The sequence below is a fragment of the Acidithiobacillus sp. YTS05 genome, from assembly GCF_024396695.1.
Lineage (GTDB): Bacteria > Pseudomonadota > Gammaproteobacteria > Acidithiobacillales > Acidithiobacillaceae > Igneacidithiobacillus > Igneacidithiobacillus copahuensis.
The window spans coordinates 628,733-644,650 of record NZ_CP094359.1; the positions used below are offsets into that span (position 1 = coordinate 628,733).

Consider the following 15,918-nt stretch of genomic DNA (forward strand, 5'->3'; position numbering starts at 1 on the left):
AGCAGCTAAGCTTAGGGGAGGGCAGTGTTGCCCGACAAGAGCCGGGCGCTGATCAGCTTACCAGGCGCAGAGTCGCTGGGTACCGGTAGGCTTCACCACTACTCGTCTTTACCGCCGCCAGAATACAGAACACCAGGTTGACAATGAGGAGAAGCGGAAAAATAAACAGACCAATCAATAAAGAGCTGAGGATGGTGGCAATCACGTAGCCAATCAGCATGGTGATCTGGAAGTTCAAGGCTTCTTTGAGTTGCCCCAGCAGCCAAATGTTGGCCTCCTGCTTTTTCAGTAGGTAGACAATGAGCGAGGGAAGAAAACCAAAGAGAATGCCACCCGCATGAACGAGCGTGGCAATATTGCGATCTTCGTTAGAATTTTCTGGTACAACAGTAGTAGATTCCGACATGTGACGCTCCCTTGTGTAATTTCTCGAAAATTATAATGTTACCGGAAAATCTTGTCTATCCTCTGGCGTTACTTCACCGCGTCGACTTTCCGAGCGGGTTTCTTTGTGATTCAGAGAGGGGCTATCATTCCGGCATGATCAGCAAGATTTTCAGTCCAGCGCAAATCGTCTATCTGCAGTTGCTCGAGGTGGCCCTTCCAGAGGTCATGGAGGGACAGCCCACATCTCTGCAGCAGGAGGCCCGTTTGGTGCCCGTTACCCGCTTGCCAGACATGCCCGCCACACCCCCCGTGAGGGTGATCGAGGACATTCCAGAGCTTTCCGCGGAGGACCCCTTGGCCGATGCTGGCGCAGGACCGCAACCGCCGGCAATCCCAGCAGTTGAAACCGCGACACCGACAGATGTTGTGCCAGCTCCAGAAGAAGATCGTATCGCACGCATCGCGCGCATGGATTGGGCCGTGCTCGAGGCGAGTATCCATGCCTGTCGCGCCTGCAGTCTCGGCGAAACCCGGAAGAATGCCGTTGTTGGCGCGGGTACTCGGCCGAGTCCCTGGCTTTTTGTGGGGGAAGCGCCTGGGGCCGAGGAAGATCGCCGCGGTGAGGCCTTTGTCGGTCGTGGTGGACAGTTGCTCGATGCCATGCTCGGAGCGATGGGGCTCAGTCGGCAGGAGCAGGTCTATATTGCGAATGTGTTGAAATGCCGCCCGCCGCAGAATCGCGACCCTCTCGGCCCCGAGGTGCGCTCTTGCCTGCCCTTTCTGCAGCGCCAGATTGCTTTGCTGCAACCGCGCATCATCGTCGCCATGGGACGCTTCGCGGCACAGAGTCTGCTGCAGAGCGCCGAGCCGCTTGCGAGTCTACGCGGGTCCGTGCAACGCTACGGCGATATTCCCCTCATCGTTACCTATCACCCGGCCTATTTGCTGCGGAATCCCATTGAAAAACGCAAGGTCTGGGAAGACCTCAAACTGGCTCTGCAAACCTATGCGGACCTGCCACAGGGGAGCGATGCCAAGGCTTCGCCCACGGCATAGCGCGGTTGCCAGCCCAATTCCTCTTCCGCGCGCCGACAGTTCACAATTAAGGGGTATTGCAAGCCCAGCAGCCAACCCGGATCCCCCAGGCGCCGAGTGAAGGGGCGCAGTCTTTGGTGCAGCCAGTGTAGTTGCCGTGGGCTGACAGGGATTTGCCATCGTCGCGGAATTTGTGACCAGGCCACGGGCTCCGGCGCGGCGATGTTGAAAGCCCCGTGCGCGCCCCGCTCCCAGGCGGCCAGAATGGCGGCAGCGGCATCTTCCTCATGCAGACATTGAATGGGTAGCTCAGGATTGGGGAGGCGCAGGCCAATCGCTGAGCAGGCGATGGCATTCACCAGAGGCTGGGCGTGTTGCCCGACTATGGCATGCAGACGCAGACGGCTGAGTCGCAATTCTGGATGACGCAGACTGTATTCCTGCATCAGCGCTTCGACGGAAGTCTTGTCTTCTGCGTAGGCAAAGCCCGGCGGCGGACGCAACGGCTGGTCCTCACTGATGCCTTCGGGATTGTCCGGCCAAGCGCCATAGACCGCCACGCTACTACTGTACACGAAGCGCTCGACCCCGGCGCTACTCGCTGCCTGCAGCAAGCGCCCGCTACCCTCGCGATTGATTTCGGCCATCTCTGCCCGCCAGTGGCGCTGTCGACCCAGACGCGGGCTGAGTACCACAAAGGCCAGATGGATGACGCTGTCCACGCCCGCCAGAATGGGTTGCCAATCGACAGCACGCAAATCACCCTGCCGCCATTGCAGGCGCGGGTGCTGCATTGTGGCGGGGAGAAGATCGAAGGCGATGATCTCCGGCCTGTCTGGGTGTTCCAGCAGGCGCGGTAGCAGGACGCTTGCCGTATGGCCAGCCGACCCGGTGAGCAGTATGCGGCTCATGCCGCGTCGGCGCGGGAGTCGTTCAGCGCTGGCAAGACTTCGTGGGCCAGGAGTTCGAGGGAGCGCCGCGTAACGTCGGAAGAAACCATCCCCGCACCCACCGCCAGCAGCAGGCGATCCACTCCTGCCCGGGCATAGCGCGCCAGCCCTTTGCGGCACTGCTCGGGGGTGCCCACCACGACCATGCCCATGGTCTCCAGCAGGCGCAGGCTCAGGCCTTTACGCAGCAGCGGTTCAAGAAATGCCAGGCGATGGTAATACTCGTAACTTTCCCGTAACTGCGCCAGCACGGGCCGAGTCTGATCAAGCAGACGCTGATAATACCAGGTGAAGCCTTCGGCCAGGCGCCGCGCTTCTGCGCCATCTTCCAGACACAGGCAGCCAATGGTCATGGCAAACTGCGGATGGAAGCCGGGCGTGGCGGCATACGGACTCGCTTGCACGGCGCGGCGGTAGGCTTTCAGGTCCTGCTTGATGAGAAACCATGGTTTGAATGGACCACTGAGCACGCCAATGCCTTCCTGCGCCGCCCAGGCAAAGGTTTGCGGGCTGACGGCGGCGACCCAGAGCGGCGGATGGGGTTGTTGCAGCGGTTTGGGTAGAATATCGATGTTTTCCAGCTGGTACAGTTTGCCCTGGTGCTGCACCGGACCCCCTCCCGCGGCACGCAGAATCGCCAGGCCTTCTTGCAGATGGGCGCGGCTGTCGCCCATTGCGGCGCCAAAGATGGCATATTCGCGCGGCGAGAAGCCGCGGCCGATTCCCACCTCCAGGCGGCCATTGGAGAGAAGATCGAGTGCCGCAACGCGTTCTGCCACCCGCACGGCGTTGTTGTAGGGTAGGGCGATGACGGCGTGGCCAAGACGCAGGCGCTGGGTACGCTGACTAGCGGCAGCCAGAAAGACCTCGGGGGCGCTGGAATGCGAATACTCGCGCATGAAGTGGTGTTCTACCAACCAGGCGCCATGAAAGCCCAGCGCGTCCGCCAACGCGAGCTCCTCCAGGGTTTCGTGATAGACTTGCAGCTCGCTACGCGGAAGATGGGCGGGTACCGCCAGTTCGTAGAAGAGATCCACCTGCATGATTCGGGAGACTCCATGTCAACTCATACGCCACGTCAGATCGCCGAGCGTCTGGAAATTGCCATCCTAACATCAGAGCAGATGCGACTGCACTGGGTCGATGAGCAGGATCAGACCCACTACATGACGGTTGTTCTGCCCCTTGCCGTGGAGGAGGAAGAAAGCGCCGATTACCTCCGTTGTCGGGTGCTGGAGGACGACACGGAGATTCGCGTGCGCGTCGATCTGATCCAGAATCTGCCAACCCCAGTCAAATAGGCGTCAGACAAACTCCGGGTTCTCCTCTTCCCAATCCGGATCACGCAGAATGGTCTTGCGATAGTAGCGTAGCTCCTCGATGGATTCGCGGATATCGCTGAGGGCCTCATGGCGTTCCGACTTCTGAAAGCGGGGGAGTTTGTTGTACCAGCGGGCGCTCAATTCCTTCAAGGTTGAGACATCGATCAGACGATAATGGAAAAAGCGCTCCAGGCGTGGCATGTGCTGTGCGAGGAAACGGCGATCCTGACAGACGCTATTGCCACAGAGAGGGGAGGTACCGGGAGTGACGTGGGCGGAGAGAAAATCCAGGGTTTGCGTTTCCACAGCGGCCAGGTCGAGGCGACTTGCGCGCACGCGATCAATCAGCCCAGAAGCCCCATGAGTACGTTGATTCCAGTCGTCCATGGCGCGCAGCACGGATTCCTCGTGGTGGACTGCCAACACGGGACCCTCGCAAATAACGCGCAGTTGGTTGTCGGTGATGATACTGGCGATTTCCAGGATCTGATCCTGCTGCGGCTGTAGACCAGTCATCTCGAGGTCGATCCAGACTAGGCGCTGACTCTTGGGGTCCATTGGCTCTCCTCATGATCATTGCGGCATGGTACCATGCTCTAGCCCGGATAAAAAAAGACGGGCGAGATGCCCGTCTAATAGCCGCAAAACAACCGCTACAAACTTTTTGGCTGCCAGGTCTTGGCCTGCTTGCCCTGAATCGTACGCTCCGACTCCCGAGGCTTGGGTAGATCGCCTTCCTTGGGTGGTAGATTGCCGGGGTAATGTTTCAAGAATATTTCTGGGTGTGCGCTGGAATATTCTGGGGTAGTTCTGGCGCTCAGGATAAAAAAAGACGGGCGAGGTGCCCGTCTAATAGCCGCAAAACAACCGCTACAAACTTTTTGGCTGCCAGGTCTTGGCCTGCTTGCCCTGAATCGTACGCTCCGACTCCCGAGGCTTGGGTAGATCGCCTTCCTTGAGTGGTAGATTGCCGGGGTAATGTTTCAAGAATATTTCCGGGTGTGCTCTGGAATATTCTGGGGTAGCTCTGGCGCTTAGGATAAAAAAAGACGGGCGAAGTACCCGTCTAATAGCCGCAAAACAACCGCTGAAGTGCAGATACGGAATCGCATCTACATTCAATGCCCTGGATTCTGCGAGGGAATTGTTTCAGAATTATTTCCTGAGGGGCTGAAGAGTGAGCGATTCATGGCTGTGGTTCTGATCGTCGACGACGATTTGCGCTTGGCACAGATGCTGAAAGGCTTTCTGGAGAAGGAGGGCTTTGGTGTACTCCTGGCGGGTAATGGCACGGAGATGTGGCAGCAGCTTTCCCACGGTGCGATCGACGTACTCATCCTCGACTGGATGCTCCCCGGCGGCAAAGACGGTATCGCCCTCGTCAAGGAACTGCGGGGCAAGAACGCCCCGCCGGTGCTGATGCTCTCCGCACGAGGGGATGATGATGATCGCATCAGTGGCCTGGAAAGCGGCGTCGATGACTACCTCGCCAAACCCTTCAATGCGCGGGAGTTGGTGGCTCGTTTGCGTTCCCTGTTGCGCCGACAGGGACGCGAGGAACCCAGCTCCAGCCTGTCATTTGGGCGTTTCCGACTCGATTTGGCCAGCCGACGCCTGTTCGCCGACGGGCAGGAACTGGATCTCAATCCGGCCGAAATGGAACTGCTACTGGTCTTTGCCCAGCGGCCCCGCCGAATTCTCAGTCGCGATACCTTGCTGCAAATTCTTGGGGGAGAGGAGGATGGCCGCTTTGACCGGAGTATCGATGTGCGGGTCACGCGGCTGCGTAAGATCATCGAGGACAATCCCAAACAGCCACGTTTCCTGCTTACCGAACGGGGAGTCGGCTACCGTTTCGACCCCGGTCAGGCGGAGTCGTAGCCCAGATCCCGACTGGTGATGGGGTGTTGCCACAGCGTGCGTCCATGGACGTCCTTGCAGCTCACCAGGACCTGGCGGTCGGCGCCTTGACCGTGGAAGGCAAGAGAGCAGTAATTGCGCTCCTGCACCAGAGTTCCGGGCACGCGGTAGGGATTGTGATCGCCCTTGGCGGGCCCGGAATTGAGGGGGGAACTGGTGATTTCCCAGAGGGGGTAGACATGCTTGCCGCTATAGCGCGGGCGCGGGCGACGCATGAGTTCGGAAATGTGACGATCGCCCGACAAGAAAATCACCCCGCGAATTTGATTGTTTGCCAGCCAGTCGAGGAAGTCCTGCCGTTCTTCCGGGTAGAGATTCCAGCCCTCATACGCGTCGTCATCATTCAGCATCTGTCCGCCCGCCGCGATGAATTTGAAACGGGCATGGGAGCTCAACAGCGCATTTTTGAGCCAATCCAGTTGCGTCTTGCCAAACATGACCTTGCCGCGGGATGCGGCAGCGGCATCGGCATCCCGATACCAGCGATCGTCGAGCAGGAAGAAGTCGGCATCGTAGACCGATTGCTGGGTGAATACCCCGGGCGTGCCGGGTAAACCAAAGCTGGGGTTGGGCCAATAGGACTGGAAGAGTCGCAGTGCCGTCTCCTTGAAAATAAAGCTGCTGTCACTGTCATTAGGGCCATAGTCGTGGTCGTCCCAGATGGCGATCTGCGGAGTGCTGTTCAGAAACCGTTGCAGCGGGGCAAAAGCGCGATCAGACCAGTAGCGCAGGGCCATTCCCGCAGGACTGGCGAAGTCGGCTTCACGAAAATACAGATTATCACCGAGCCAAATCATCAGGTCGGCCTGTTCCTGTCGCATGGGTTCGTAGATTTCATAGCCACCACCATAGGGCTTCCCCGGACGATCATAGCGGGGGTCGTTGATGTAGGCGCAGGACCCAGTCAAGACCTTGAAGTCCGGCGCTGGGGCGCGGAACTTCCATAGACTTGGGGTACGCAGCAGGGGCCCGGGACTCGGTAAGACCTGATTGTTGAGGAGGAGCTGGGTTTGGTAGCGGGTGTCTGGCTGCAGCTCATCCAGAACGATATTGACGCTATAGAAATTCCCTGCGTCGGTCTGTACCGTTTCGCTGTGCTGCACCGCTCCCTTGCCGTCCTGCGCTTGGTAACGGATCTGTACTTGCGCGGGTCCCAGGGTCTGTACCCAGACCGTCGCCGAGCGATAGGCCGGATAGCCCAGCATCGGCCCGGCATGGAGACGAGTAGCCAAAGCCGGAAGATTCATGGCCCATAGCGGCATGGGAAGCATCCCGGCGCCACCAAGTACGAGGCCGCTGCGCAGGAAATCGCGACGTTGCATCCGATTTTTCATGTTTACCTCTGTCTATCGTTCAGTCGTTGCTGTGCAGGACGAACTCTACCCACAGTTCCAGCTGAAAACGTTTGCCTTTGAGTTCTGGTGGAAGGGCGGGGAGGCGTGCCTCGCGCACGGCGCTCAGGGCAGCGCTATTGAAGGAATCCATACTGCCTTTTCGCAATATGCGCAGACCCGTGATTACGCCATCCTGCAGGGTGAACTCCACTTGCACCCGCCCGCCCTGACCAAGCATCCGCGCTGCATCCGGAAAGTGCACGGCGGCTTGGATGGCACCCTTGACCTGGGCCAGATAATCCGCCTTGACCGCTGGATTGGCGGGTGCCGGTGGTGGTGGCGTAGGCGTGACCGGCGGCGCCGGGGGCGCCTGCACCGGGCTGGGCAAAGGGCTGGGGGGCAGAACCTCGCGAACCGGTGCCGGTGCCGGTTTCGGGCGAGGTGCCGGGTGCGGGAGTGGACGCGGCTGGGGTTTCGGCGTCGGCTTGGGCGTGGGCTTCGGAGGCGTTGATACTGGTGGTTTCGGTGCCGGCGGCGTCGGTTTGGGGGGCTCCTCTTTCACCAGCTGCAGTTGCATGGGCGGCAGAGCCGGCGGTGGCGGTGTCCGCTGCTGCGCAGTTTCCCAGACAATTACGCCGATGAGGATAGCTTCCGCCACCGCCGCCAACAGCAGAGCGCGTCCCCCTGCGGGGCGCGGGCTTTGCGCCTGGATCAGATTACCAAGGCCGCGCAGGTCCGTACTCATGCGCCGCCCACTCCTCCGGCTTTGGCCGCCAGGCCGATGGCCGTCACACCGGCACTGCGGCAGGCATCCATGACCTTGACCAGGGCCTGAATGTCCGCTGTTTTGTCAGCGGCGATGGTCACCTGGGTTTCGCTCGGTTGATGGTTGTGCAGGTAATCGCTCAGGGCGCTTAGTGTCATGGTCTTGCCCTCTACCTCGATGTGACCGTCGGGGTACAGGTTCACCACTACCTTGGGCTTGGGCAGTGTTTGCGCCGTACTGGAGCCTGGCATATTTGCGGGCAGTCCCTGGTCAGGGATCATGTGGATCGTAATCATGATGAAGAAAATTAATAAAAACAGCATGATATCGATCATTGGGATGATCTCTACCCGGCCTTTCTTTACCTCCAGGTATTGCATGGCGCTCAGACCTCCTGCGCCGCGTAATAGACCGGCTTTGCCGAACTCGTACCGAGTTCGTGCTGCTCCAGTCCTTCCAGGCGATTGACGAGCATGGTCCGCAGGGTTTCCATCTGGTGGACCACGAGGCGCATGCGATTGTGCAGGCCGTTGAAGGTGATCAGACCAATGATGGCAATGACCAGACCGGCGGCAGTCGCCAACAGGGCCTCGGCGACATTGCCGGTAATGGCGGTGGGATGGTTGCTGACACTGTCGAGTACTTGAAAGGCATGGAACATGCCGACGATGGTCCCCAACAGACCGAGCAGCGGTGCCAAGGTGACAGTGGTGTCAAGAACCCACAAACCGCGATCGAGGGTGGGAACCTGGCGCATGACCACTTCCTGCAGAATCTCCGCCATGCGCCCGCTGTCGCGGATATTCGGATAGCGCAAGGGCACCTCCAGCAGGGCTTTGAAAGGCGCCGGCGTGCTCTCGGCAAGAGGGCGCAGATTATGGGCGTTCAGGTCCGGCAATTGATCGAGACTCTGCGCAGATTGTTCGCCCAGATGGGTCATGCGGTTCAGAAACAGAAAACGCTCAAAGCTCACCCAGAGGACGATGAGCAAGAGGATGGGCATAATGAAAAGGATCCCGCCGGACTCGGCGGCGATCTTGAACAGCTCGGTAAAATTCATGGTACGGAATCCTCAAAGGAAGGGGCCGCCAGAGCGGCCCAGATCTGGCTCAGAAAGTGGCGTCTACGGTGGCGTAGACGTTGAAAGGCAGGTTCAGCTTTTGATAAGGATTGTTGCTGCTGCCGGTATAACTGACGATGTAGCTGCGATCGAAAAGATTGTTGAGATTGAGCGAGGCAGTCACCTTCTTGAAGCCGAGGGTATCGCTGAGGGGCGCATTGTGGAAGGTATAGCGCAGACTCATGTTGCTGTAGAAGCGACTACCCAGGGGCAGGAAACTGCTGCCAAGGCTGTAGTAGGAGTTTCCCATCTCATTAAACGAGATCGTTCCACGGAAGCCGTGGTAGCGAGCGATAAAGCCCACCGCTTCGGTGTGGTGCGGGGCATAGGGGAAGGGCTGCCCGGCGGAGGTCAGACGGGCGTCGAGGATACCGACGTTGGCGTAGGCACTGAAGATATCGTTCAGCACCACATTGTTCTGCCAACTGATGCCCTGGTTGATCGCCTTGCCGGCGTTCGCCAGCACCGTCTGATTCAAGGAACCTACCAGGATGGTGGTGCTCAGGATGTAATTGCTGAAATCCACGCGGAAGGCCTGCAATTGCGAAGACCAGGGACCAATTTCCCAATTGGTGCCCACCGAGTAGGTCTTGGCACGCTGGGGCTGCAGGTTGGCATTGTAGGTGCCGGTATAGAACTGGTTGTAGGCTGGGGGATTACTGTTCTCGCTGTAATTCACATAGGCGTGCCAATTGGGCAGGATGCGCAGGTTGGCGCCCACGGAGGGCAGCACCGAGCTAAAATTGACGTCGAATTTGCCAGGGCGCCCACGCGCCAGGGCCACGTCATCGATAAAGCTGCGGCTGACGTACAAATACTTGAAACCGGCCGTCAATTTGAGCGCATCGACGGGCTTGTAATTGAGCACCACGAAGGGCTGATAGGTGTTCGTGACTACCGGCTCGTAGTAGCTGGAGCCCAGGTAGACATTGCTCATGCTGAGATAGCGTGAATCGTGCAAGGTGTTGTTGTGGTTGAACCAAAAGCCCAGCTCGCTATCCACCGGTCCTAGCGGCACGAGCAGCTTGGCAATATTGCCCCAGCGATGGGTATTGTTGACGCTGTCGCGCAGCAACACCTGTCCAGCGCTGGGCCGCACCGTTGCGATGGCCCCGGTCGGCGTCAGCACCGTCTGGCTGTAAGTGGTAGCACTAGCGCTAAAGCCATCGCCATAGTAGTAATACAATTGATCCGAGAAGTGAACTCGTCCGAGATGTCCTTCGTACTTGGCGTAGCCCAGCCAGTTGATATAATTGTTGTAGTTGAAACCAGAATACAGGTAGTTCACCGTGCCATTGGGATTCAGCAGGTTGCTGGTATAGCTGTTGTAATCCCGGCCAAATTCGGCAATCTGCGCCGCAGTCGCGCCATTGTAGTAATTGAAGCGCTGGTTGTTCTGGGTGAAGAACAGGGTCAGGTTGCCGGGGCCGATGTGGGTAAGTGATTTGAAGAGAAACTGCGTCTGCGTAGCGCCGTTGTTCTGGAAGTAGCCATCGCGCTGGGTTTGATTGACATAGATCCAGGCCGAGGTGGGAGCGATGTTCTTGGCAAAGAGCCCAGTATTGATCAAACCACCATAGTTGTACTTGCCAAAGCTGCCGCCACCGACAATGGGCCGCACGATGGGGAAAGGCGAGGGCTTGAGACTGTAGGTGGCGAAGGCGCCGCCGAAGGCGGCCAGGCCGGGTAGGGCGGCCGATTCGGCGCCGGGATAATATTTGGCCCCGGCTACCAGTACCGAAGGAATGAACTCGTTAGTGTAGTAGGTATAGCTGTCGTTGTCGTTGAGAGGGATGCCATCCAGGGTGAAATTGATGAGCGACTTGCTGAAGCCGTTGATGTAGACGTCATCGCCATCCATGCTGTCACCGCTGCTGACGACCATGGCGTTGGGCAGGGTGTTGAGTACCTGGGTGTAGGAATCGGTGGGGCTGATCATCTCAAACTGCCCCTTGGTGATGGTGGTCTCCTGCTGGGTGGCGGTCTTGTCAAACTTCTGCACGCGCTGAATATCGCTCTTGGGTGTCTGGCCCACGTTCAGATTGGGGGCGGCACCGAAAAAACCGGTCTCGCTGCTGGCAGTTCCGGTAACCGTACCGAGAGACTGGGTATCGGCATGGGCATTGATCTGTACCAAAGCGCCAATGGCTGCCGCTACGGACAGCGCCAGGGATTTCTTCGTGTTCATTCTGATACGCTCCTGTCGATGATGAGTCACTTTTGCCGCGGCTCTAGGTCTCACCTGCGTGGGTCAGACCTTATGTGGGAGGAACTCTATCAGAGAAATGTTACAGTTGTATGAATCTTTCGTGACAGTTTTATGACACCCGCGTTCCTCTCTGACAAGTAAATTGTGCTACACTGTACCTCGTTGATCCTATGGAGGTATTTAGTCATGTCCTATGCAAGGTTTGCGGTCGCACTCTTCCTCCCTCTAGCTCTTTCGGCTTGCGCCACGATGTCGCCGGTGGCGGGGAACTTTCCTCCTATCACACCCCACCAGGCGCAAAGCGGGGCCGAGAATGGCAAACTCGTACGCTGGGGCGGCGAGTTGATTCAGGCCGAGCCCGAGGCCCAGCAGACCTGTTTCACCGTGCTGGGTTTCCCCCTCAACTCCGAGGGCCGCCCGGTACTTGGTCGTCAGGCTGCGGATGTCGGTCGTTTTCTCGCCTGTGCGCCCGGATTCTACGATCCGACCTTATACGCCGCGGGACGCGAGGTGACCTTTATCGGAACCATACAAGGGATTGTGGTCAAGAAGGTGGGGGGGTTCGAATATCCCTATCCGCGTCTGAGTGCCAGTCAGGTTTATCTCTGGCCCGTGCCAGAGCCGGAGCCGCGCATGAGCACTGTCGTCGTGAGTGGCGGATGGGGCTGGGGCTGGCCGGGTTATTACGGCCCGTTTGGTCCGCGTTTTGGCTGGATGTATCCCTGGTGACCTGATCTCGCCCAGACAGGGCGTGTCCTGCGGACGTCTGCGTGCTAGACTCCCGCCTTTACGGGTGGGGCGCAAATGATTCGGAGTATGACGGGGTATGCCCGGGTGGTGGCGGGCGGGGCGGAAGATGGACGATCCTGGGAAGTCCGTGCGGTAAATCATCGCTTCCTGGAGATCGTCCTGCACCTTCCCGACAGTCTCCTTGGCATCGAGGCAGAATTGCGTCGGCGGGTCGCGCAGGTGGTCAAGCGCGGCAGGGTTGAACTGTGGCTGCGACATTCTGCCCAGGAGGAGCAGCCGAGTATTCGCATCAACCCCGCATTGCTGGCGGAACTGCGTGGCGCCGTAGGTGAGATTGCAGAGTTGTGGGACGCACCGCTCCCGGAACCCGATCCCCTCGAGCTGTTGCGCTGGCCGGGTGTCCTGCAGGCCCGAGAAATAGAGGAAATTCAGCCTGAGGCGTTGCTGGCGCATCTCGATGATGCCCTGCAGGAGCTGCAGGCATCGCGTCTGCGGGAAGGCAGCGCTCTTGCAGAAATTTTCCTGCAAAAGCTGGGCGCCATGGAGGAGATACTGCAATCCCTGCGCGTGCAACTTCCCGGCATTGAAGCGCGGCTGGCAGAACGCCTGGAACGACGCCTGGGCGATTTGCGGCAACAGGTGGAACCCGGCCGTTGGGAGCAAGAGCTGGTCTTTTATTTGCACCGGCAGGATGTGGCCGAGGAAATGGAACGATTGACAACGCACCTTGCAGAAATTCGCCAAGTGTTGCAACGTGACGAGGCCGTCGGACGACGTCTGGATTTCCTGGTGCAGGAGTGCAATCGGGAGGCCAATACCTTGGGCTCCAAGGCCGGCGATCCACAGGTCAGTCGGGCCGCCATCGAGCTCAAGGTGCTGATCGAACAGTTGCGTGAGCAGATCCAGAATGTGGAGTAGCCATAATCATGAGTGATCGCGCCCATCATGCAGGGATTCTCTGGATCATTTCGGCGCCCAGCGGCGCCGGCAAGACCAGCCTGTCTCGTGCTCTGGTGCAGGAAACGACGGCTCTGCGCACGTCGGTGTCTTTTACCACGCGCGCTCCGCGTCCGGGAGAGATCGATGGTCAGGACTATCACTTCATCTCGGCAGAGCAATTTGCCGGAATGGCAGAGCGTGGAGAATTCCTGGAGCATGCGTTGGTACACGGCAACCGGTATGGTACCGGCGAATCGTGGGTGAAAAAGCAGCTCTTTTCCGGGGTGGACTGCTTGCTGGAAATCGACTGGCAGGGTGCGCGCCTGGTGCGAGAGCGCTTGCCAGAGCATGTCGTCAGCGTTTTCATCCTTCCACCTTCCTTGGCCGTTCTCGCTGAACGCTTGCGGGGTCGCGGCCAGGATAGCGACGAGGTGATTGCCCGACGACTGGCGGCAGCGCGGGAAGAGCTGCTACATTACGATGAGTTTGATTATCTCGTGGTTAATGAGGAGTTTCAGCGCGCTTTGGAGGACTTGCGTTGTGTCGTGCGTGCCGAGCATCTGCGGCGCAATCGCCAGCAGCACGAGGAACACACGCGTCTGCGTACTCTTTTGGCGTGATTTTGTAAAATAGTGAGGGAATGCCGTCATGGCTCGTATTACTGTAGAAGACTGTTTGTCGAAGGTGGACAACCGCTTTGAGCTGACCTTGGTGGCAGCCCGGCGTGCCCGCCAGCTGGCTGGTGGTGCGCAGCCATTGCTTCCCGCCGGGAGAGATAAAAATACCGTGATGGCGCTACGCGAAATTGCCGCCGGTAAGGTGAGTCGTGCCATCCTCGACGAGCCGGCACCGCCACCTTTGGCCAGTTTCCCCGGCGCTGCACGGCGGGAATCCGCAGGTATCGAGGATGTCGGCGGCGACTGAACTCAGCAACCCGGCAGACTCCGTTTTTCTGGCGGAGGCTGCCGAGGTGTTGCAGCTCTCGCCGGTAACCCCGGCTTTGGATGATCCTTGTGCGCCGCTACGTCTTCTCCTACAGCGCTATCTGTCGCCAGAAGATGTGCAGAAGGTGCGCGATGCCTATGAGCTGGCGGCATTGGCGCATCGGGAGCAGCGGCGCCGTAGTGGTGAACCCTACATTCATCACCCGGTGGCGGTTGCCTGTATCCTCGCAGAACTTCAGTTGGATGTCGCCACCATACAGGCAGCGCTCTTGCATGATGTCATCGAGGATTGTGGCATCAGCAAAGACGAGCTGACGGAACGCTTCGGCGCCGAGGTCACCGAGATGGTAGATGGCGTCAGCAAACTCGGCCAAGTGCGCTTCGAGACCCGGGAAGAGGCGCAGGCGGAAAACTTCCGCAAGATGTTTCTGGCGATGTCACGTGATATCCGCGTCGTGCTGATCAAACTTGCCGACCGGTTACACAACATGCGCACCATGGGGGTGATGGCGGCGGACAAACGCCGGCGCATTTCCCGCGAGACCCTGGATATCTATGCGCCAATCGCCCAGCGTCTGGGTATCCACGCCATTCGTATCGAGTTGGAAGAACTCGCCTTTTCGCATCTCTATCCGAAACGCTGGCATGCCCTGAATCAAGCGATCAAGGCAGCCCGGGGTAATCGTAAAGAGGGCGTACAGAAAATTGGACAGCTGATTGCCGAGCGTTTGCGGCAGGAAGCGATCCATGCCCAGGTAAGTGGGCGGGAAAAGCATGTCTACAGCATTTACCGGAAGATGCAGCGCAAGGGACTACCTTTTTCCGCCATTCACGATCTCCATGCTTTTCGCATCATTGTCGATGATGTCGATACCTGCTACCGAGTGCTCGGCATCGTCCATAGTCTGTTTCGTCCCATTCCCGGGCGTTTCAAAGATTACATCGCCATCCCGAAATCGAATGGCTATCAGTCTCTCCATACCATCCTGCTAGGGCCTTTTGGACATCCGGTGGAGATCCAGATTCGGACCGAGGATATGCATCGGGTGGCGGAAGCCGGAGTGGCCGCGCATTGGCTCTACAAGAGCGGAATTCAGCGGGCTCATGCCGAGGCGCAGGCGCGCGCGTGGATCCAGCGTCTGCTGGAGTTGCAGGCCCAGGGGGGGGATTCGCAAGAGTTTCTCGAAAGCCTGAAGATGGATCTCTTCCCTGATGAGGTCTACGTGTTCACCCCGAAGGGCAAAATTCTAGGTCTACCGCGGGGTGCTACGGCCATTGATTTTGCCTATGCCGTGCACAGTGATATCGGTAATCGCGCGGTGGCCGCCAAAATCAATGAGATCTATGTGCCGTTGCGCAGCATCATCGACAATGGTGACAAGGTGGAGATCATCACCGCCGAGTCGGCACATCCCCAGGCCGGCTGGCTGGAGGTCGTGGTCACCGCCAAGGCGCGTGCCAATATCCGCTCTTACCTCAAGACCATTCAGCGTGGTGACGCGGAACAACTGGGTGCCAGTCTGCTCGACAAGGCCCTGCGTAGTCTGGGAACCTCTCTCGAAGCATTGACGGAAGAAGATTTTCAGCGTGTCTATCCCACTTTTCAGGTGGCAGACCGTAGCGCCTTGTTGGTGTCGATCGGCATCGGTCAGGTCATTCCGCTGGTGGTGGCGCAAAAACTCGTACCCGAGGAAGAGCGTGGGCGTCTGGCGCAAACGGCGCGCCGACTGGGGCAGGCGGTAAGCTCCTTGCTACCGGGGCGGCCTGGGCGTGAGACGGGACACAACCAGCCATTGCTGATCCGCGGTACCGAGGGGATGCCAGTTACCCTGGCGCGCTGTTGTCGTCCCATTCCCGGGGATCCGATCCTCGGCTTCATCACGGCGGGCAAAGGGATTGTGGTGCACACCCACGATTGCCACAACATTCGGGAATGGCGCAAGCGTCGTGACCGCTGGGTGGACGTGCAGTGGGATCCCGAAGTGCATGCCGAGTTTCCGGTCCTGGTGCGGGTTGTGGCGGAGAGTGGACGCGGGGTCCTGGCGCGGGTGGCAACCCATATCGCCCAGGCCGATGCCAACATCGATCATGTCGATATCGAACCCCAGGATGGCCTGTATACCGGTATTACCTTTACCATCACGGTGCGCGACCGCGATCACCTGGCCCAGGTGGTGCGGAATTTACGCTCCCTGCCCTCGGTGTCGCGGGTGCAGCGCGTGAAAGGATGAATTGTCAGGAG

17 protein-coding genes are annotated in these 15,918 nt (G+C 58.9%); 8 read left to right on the top strand and 9 right to left on the bottom strand.

Translation table 11 applies throughout. The annotated features are described in order from the left end of the window. Nucleotides 1-52: 52 nt before the first annotated feature. Complete coding sequence (locus MQE22_RS03145; protein WP_215870904.1) at nucleotides 53-406, bottom strand: DUF4870 domain-containing protein; 354 nt, start codon at nucleotides 404-406, stop codon at nucleotides 53-55. A 134-nt stretch (nucleotides 407-540) separates the two neighbouring features. Between MQE22_RS03145 and MQE22_RS03150 the strand changes: the two genes are divergently transcribed. Further along, nucleotides 541-1,443, top strand: a complete 903-nt coding sequence (locus tag MQE22_RS03150; RefSeq protein ID WP_215870905.1) for a uracil-DNA glycosylase — start codon at nucleotides 541-543, stop codon at nucleotides 1,441-1,443. On the opposite strand, the gene MQE22_RS03155 is transcribed toward MQE22_RS03150, so the two are convergent. Both MQE22_RS03155 and MQE22_RS03160 read right to left on the bottom strand, forming a co-directional pair. Beyond that, nucleotides 1,392-2,333 (bottom strand): NAD-dependent epimerase/dehydratase family protein, encoded by a 942-nt coding sequence (locus tag MQE22_RS03155; protein WP_215870906.1) that lies wholly within the window; start codon nucleotides 2,331-2,333, stop codon nucleotides 1,392-1,394. The genes MQE22_RS03150 and MQE22_RS03155 overlap by 52 nt on opposite strands. Beyond that, nucleotides 2,330-3,415: an LLM class flavin-dependent oxidoreductase gene (locus MQE22_RS03160; protein WP_215870907.1), complete on the bottom strand. Its 1,086-nt coding sequence runs from the start codon at nucleotides 3,413-3,415 to the stop codon at nucleotides 2,330-2,332. Before MQE22_RS03160 ends, MQE22_RS03155 begins: the two co-directional genes overlap by 4 nt. A gap of 15 nt (nucleotides 3,416-3,430) precedes the next feature. Here MQE22_RS03160 and MQE22_RS03165 point away from each other — a divergent pair, with 15 nt between their 5' ends. Then, nucleotides 3,431-3,673 carry a hypothetical protein gene (locus tag MQE22_RS03165; RefSeq protein WP_215870908.1) on the top strand — a complete coding sequence of 81 codons (243 nt, stop codon included), beginning with the start codon at nucleotides 3,431-3,433 and terminating at the stop codon, nucleotides 3,671-3,673. Nucleotides 3,674-3,676: 3 nt separating this feature from the next. Here MQE22_RS03165 and orn read toward each other — a convergent pair whose 3' ends face one another. Beyond that, on the bottom strand, nucleotides 3,677-4,252 hold the full coding sequence (gene orn, locus MQE22_RS03170) for an oligoribonuclease (protein ID WP_215870909.1): 576 nt from the start codon (nucleotides 4,250-4,252) through the stop codon (nucleotides 3,677-3,679). A 630-nt stretch (nucleotides 4,253-4,882) separates the two neighbouring features. Between orn and MQE22_RS03175 the strand changes: the two genes are divergently transcribed. Then, nucleotides 4,883-5,575 carry a response regulator gene (locus MQE22_RS03175; RefSeq protein ID WP_215870910.1) on the top strand — a complete coding sequence of 231 codons (693 nt, stop codon included), beginning with the start codon at nucleotides 4,883-4,885 and terminating at the stop codon, nucleotides 5,573-5,575. Here the strand turns inward: MQE22_RS03175 and MQE22_RS03180 are convergent. Genes MQE22_RS03180 through MQE22_RS03200 form a run of 5 tightly spaced genes read right to left on the bottom strand, consistent with a single transcriptional unit; the run spans nucleotide 5,560 to nucleotide 11,022 of the window. Then, nucleotides 5,560-6,948, bottom strand: a complete 1,389-nt coding sequence (locus tag MQE22_RS03180; protein ID WP_226826997.1) for an alkaline phosphatase D family protein — start codon at nucleotides 6,946-6,948, stop codon at nucleotides 5,560-5,562. The two genes, MQE22_RS03175 and MQE22_RS03180, sit on opposite strands and share 16 nt — an antisense overlap. Nucleotides 6,949-6,967: 19 nt before the next feature. Beyond that, nucleotides 6,968-7,693 carry an energy transducer TonB gene (locus MQE22_RS03185; RefSeq protein WP_215870911.1) on the bottom strand — a complete coding sequence of 242 codons (726 nt, stop codon included), beginning with the start codon at nucleotides 7,691-7,693 and terminating at the stop codon, nucleotides 6,968-6,970. Next, entirely contained in the window at nucleotides 7,690-8,094 is a 405-nt protein-coding gene (locus tag MQE22_RS03190) for an ExbD/TolR family protein (protein ID WP_215870912.1), read from the bottom strand. The genes MQE22_RS03185 and MQE22_RS03190 overlap by 4 nt, the downstream gene beginning before the upstream one ends. A gap of 5 nt (nucleotides 8,095-8,099) precedes the next feature. Next, nucleotides 8,100-8,774, bottom strand: a complete 675-nt coding sequence (locus tag MQE22_RS03195; protein WP_215870913.1) for a MotA/TolQ/ExbB proton channel family protein — start codon at nucleotides 8,772-8,774, stop codon at nucleotides 8,100-8,102. A 49-nt stretch (nucleotides 8,775-8,823) separates the two neighbouring features. Then, on the bottom strand, nucleotides 8,824-11,022 hold the full coding sequence (locus MQE22_RS03200) for a TonB-dependent receptor (RefSeq protein WP_215870914.1): 2,199 nt from the start codon (nucleotides 11,020-11,022) through the stop codon (nucleotides 8,824-8,826). A 207-nt stretch (nucleotides 11,023-11,229) separates the two neighbouring features. Here MQE22_RS03200 and MQE22_RS03205 point away from each other — a divergent pair, with 207 nt between their 5' ends. From MQE22_RS03205 to MQE22_RS03225, 5 genes are all read left to right on the top strand, one after another. Further along, on the top strand, nucleotides 11,230-11,772 hold the full coding sequence (locus MQE22_RS03205) for a Slp family lipoprotein (protein WP_215870915.1): 543 nt from the start codon (nucleotides 11,230-11,232) through the stop codon (nucleotides 11,770-11,772). A 75-nt stretch (nucleotides 11,773-11,847) separates the two neighbouring features. Then, nucleotides 11,848-12,711 (top strand): YicC/YloC family endoribonuclease, encoded by an 864-nt coding sequence (locus tag MQE22_RS03210; RefSeq protein ID WP_215870916.1) that lies wholly within the window; start codon nucleotides 11,848-11,850, stop codon nucleotides 12,709-12,711. Nucleotides 12,712-12,719: 8 nt separating this feature from the next. Further along, the gene (gene gmk / locus MQE22_RS03215) at nucleotides 12,720-13,352 is read left to right on the top strand and encodes a guanylate kinase (protein WP_215870917.1); all 633 of its coding nucleotides are present in this window, start codon (nucleotides 12,720-12,722) and stop codon (nucleotides 13,350-13,352) included. Between the two features lie 28 nt (nucleotides 13,353-13,380). Continuing rightward, entirely contained in the window at nucleotides 13,381-13,656 is a 276-nt protein-coding gene (gene rpoZ, locus MQE22_RS03220) for a DNA-directed RNA polymerase subunit omega (protein WP_215870918.1), read from the top strand. Next, nucleotides 13,640-15,907 carry a RelA/SpoT family protein gene (locus MQE22_RS03225; protein ID WP_215870919.1) on the top strand — a complete coding sequence of 756 codons (2,268 nt, stop codon included), beginning with the start codon at nucleotides 13,640-13,642 and terminating at the stop codon, nucleotides 15,905-15,907. Before rpoZ ends, MQE22_RS03225 begins: the two co-directional genes overlap by 17 nt. Nucleotides 15,908-15,918: the final 11 nt, after the last annotated feature.

Coding starts and splice junctions, on each gene's coding strand:
- MQE22_RS03145 (WP_215870904.1), bottom strand. CDS start 406: ATGTCGGAATCTACTACTGTTGTACCAGAAAATTCTAACGAAGATCGC.
- MQE22_RS03150 (WP_215870905.1), top strand. CDS start 541: ATGATCAGCAAGATTTTCAGTCCAGCGCAAATCGTCTATCTGCAGTTG.
- MQE22_RS03155 (WP_215870906.1), bottom strand. CDS start 2,333: ATGAGCCGCATACTGCTCACCGGGTCGGCTGGCCATACGGCAAGCGTC.
- MQE22_RS03160 (WP_215870907.1), bottom strand. CDS start 3,415: ATGCAGGTGGATCTCTTCTACGAACTGGCGGTACCCGCCCATCTTCCG.
- MQE22_RS03165 (WP_215870908.1), top strand. CDS start 3,431: ATGTCAACTCATACGCCACGTCAGATCGCCGAGCGTCTGGAAATTGCC.
- orn (WP_215870909.1), bottom strand. CDS start 4,252: ATGGACCCCAAGAGTCAGCGCCTAGTCTGGATCGACCTCGAGATGACT.
- MQE22_RS03175 (WP_215870910.1), top strand. CDS start 4,883: ATGGCTGTGGTTCTGATCGTCGACGACGATTTGCGCTTGGCACAGATG.
- MQE22_RS03180 (WP_226826997.1), bottom strand. CDS start 6,948: ATGAAAAATCGGATGCAACGTCGCGATTTCCTGCGCAGCGGCCTCGTA.
- MQE22_RS03185 (WP_215870911.1), bottom strand. CDS start 7,693: ATGAGTACGGACCTGCGCGGCCTTGGTAATCTGATCCAGGCGCAAAGC.
- MQE22_RS03190 (WP_215870912.1), bottom strand. CDS start 8,094: ATGCAATACCTGGAGGTAAAGAAAGGCCGGGTAGAGATCATCCCAATG.
- MQE22_RS03195 (WP_215870913.1), bottom strand. CDS start 8,774: ATGAATTTTACCGAGCTGTTCAAGATCGCCGCCGAGTCCGGCGGGATC.
- MQE22_RS03200 (WP_215870914.1), bottom strand. CDS start 11,022: ATGAACACGAAGAAATCCCTGGCGCTGTCCGTAGCGGCAGCCATTGGC.
- MQE22_RS03205 (WP_215870915.1), top strand. CDS start 11,230: ATGTCCTATGCAAGGTTTGCGGTCGCACTCTTCCTCCCTCTAGCTCTT.
- MQE22_RS03210 (WP_215870916.1), top strand. CDS start 11,848: ATGATTCGGAGTATGACGGGGTATGCCCGGGTGGTGGCGGGCGGGGCG.
- gmk (WP_215870917.1), top strand. CDS start 12,720: ATGAGTGATCGCGCCCATCATGCAGGGATTCTCTGGATCATTTCGGCG.
- rpoZ (WP_215870918.1), top strand. CDS start 13,381: ATGGCTCGTATTACTGTAGAAGACTGTTTGTCGAAGGTGGACAACCGC.
- MQE22_RS03225 (WP_215870919.1), top strand. CDS start 13,640: ATGTCGGCGGCGACTGAACTCAGCAACCCGGCAGACTCCGTTTTTCTG.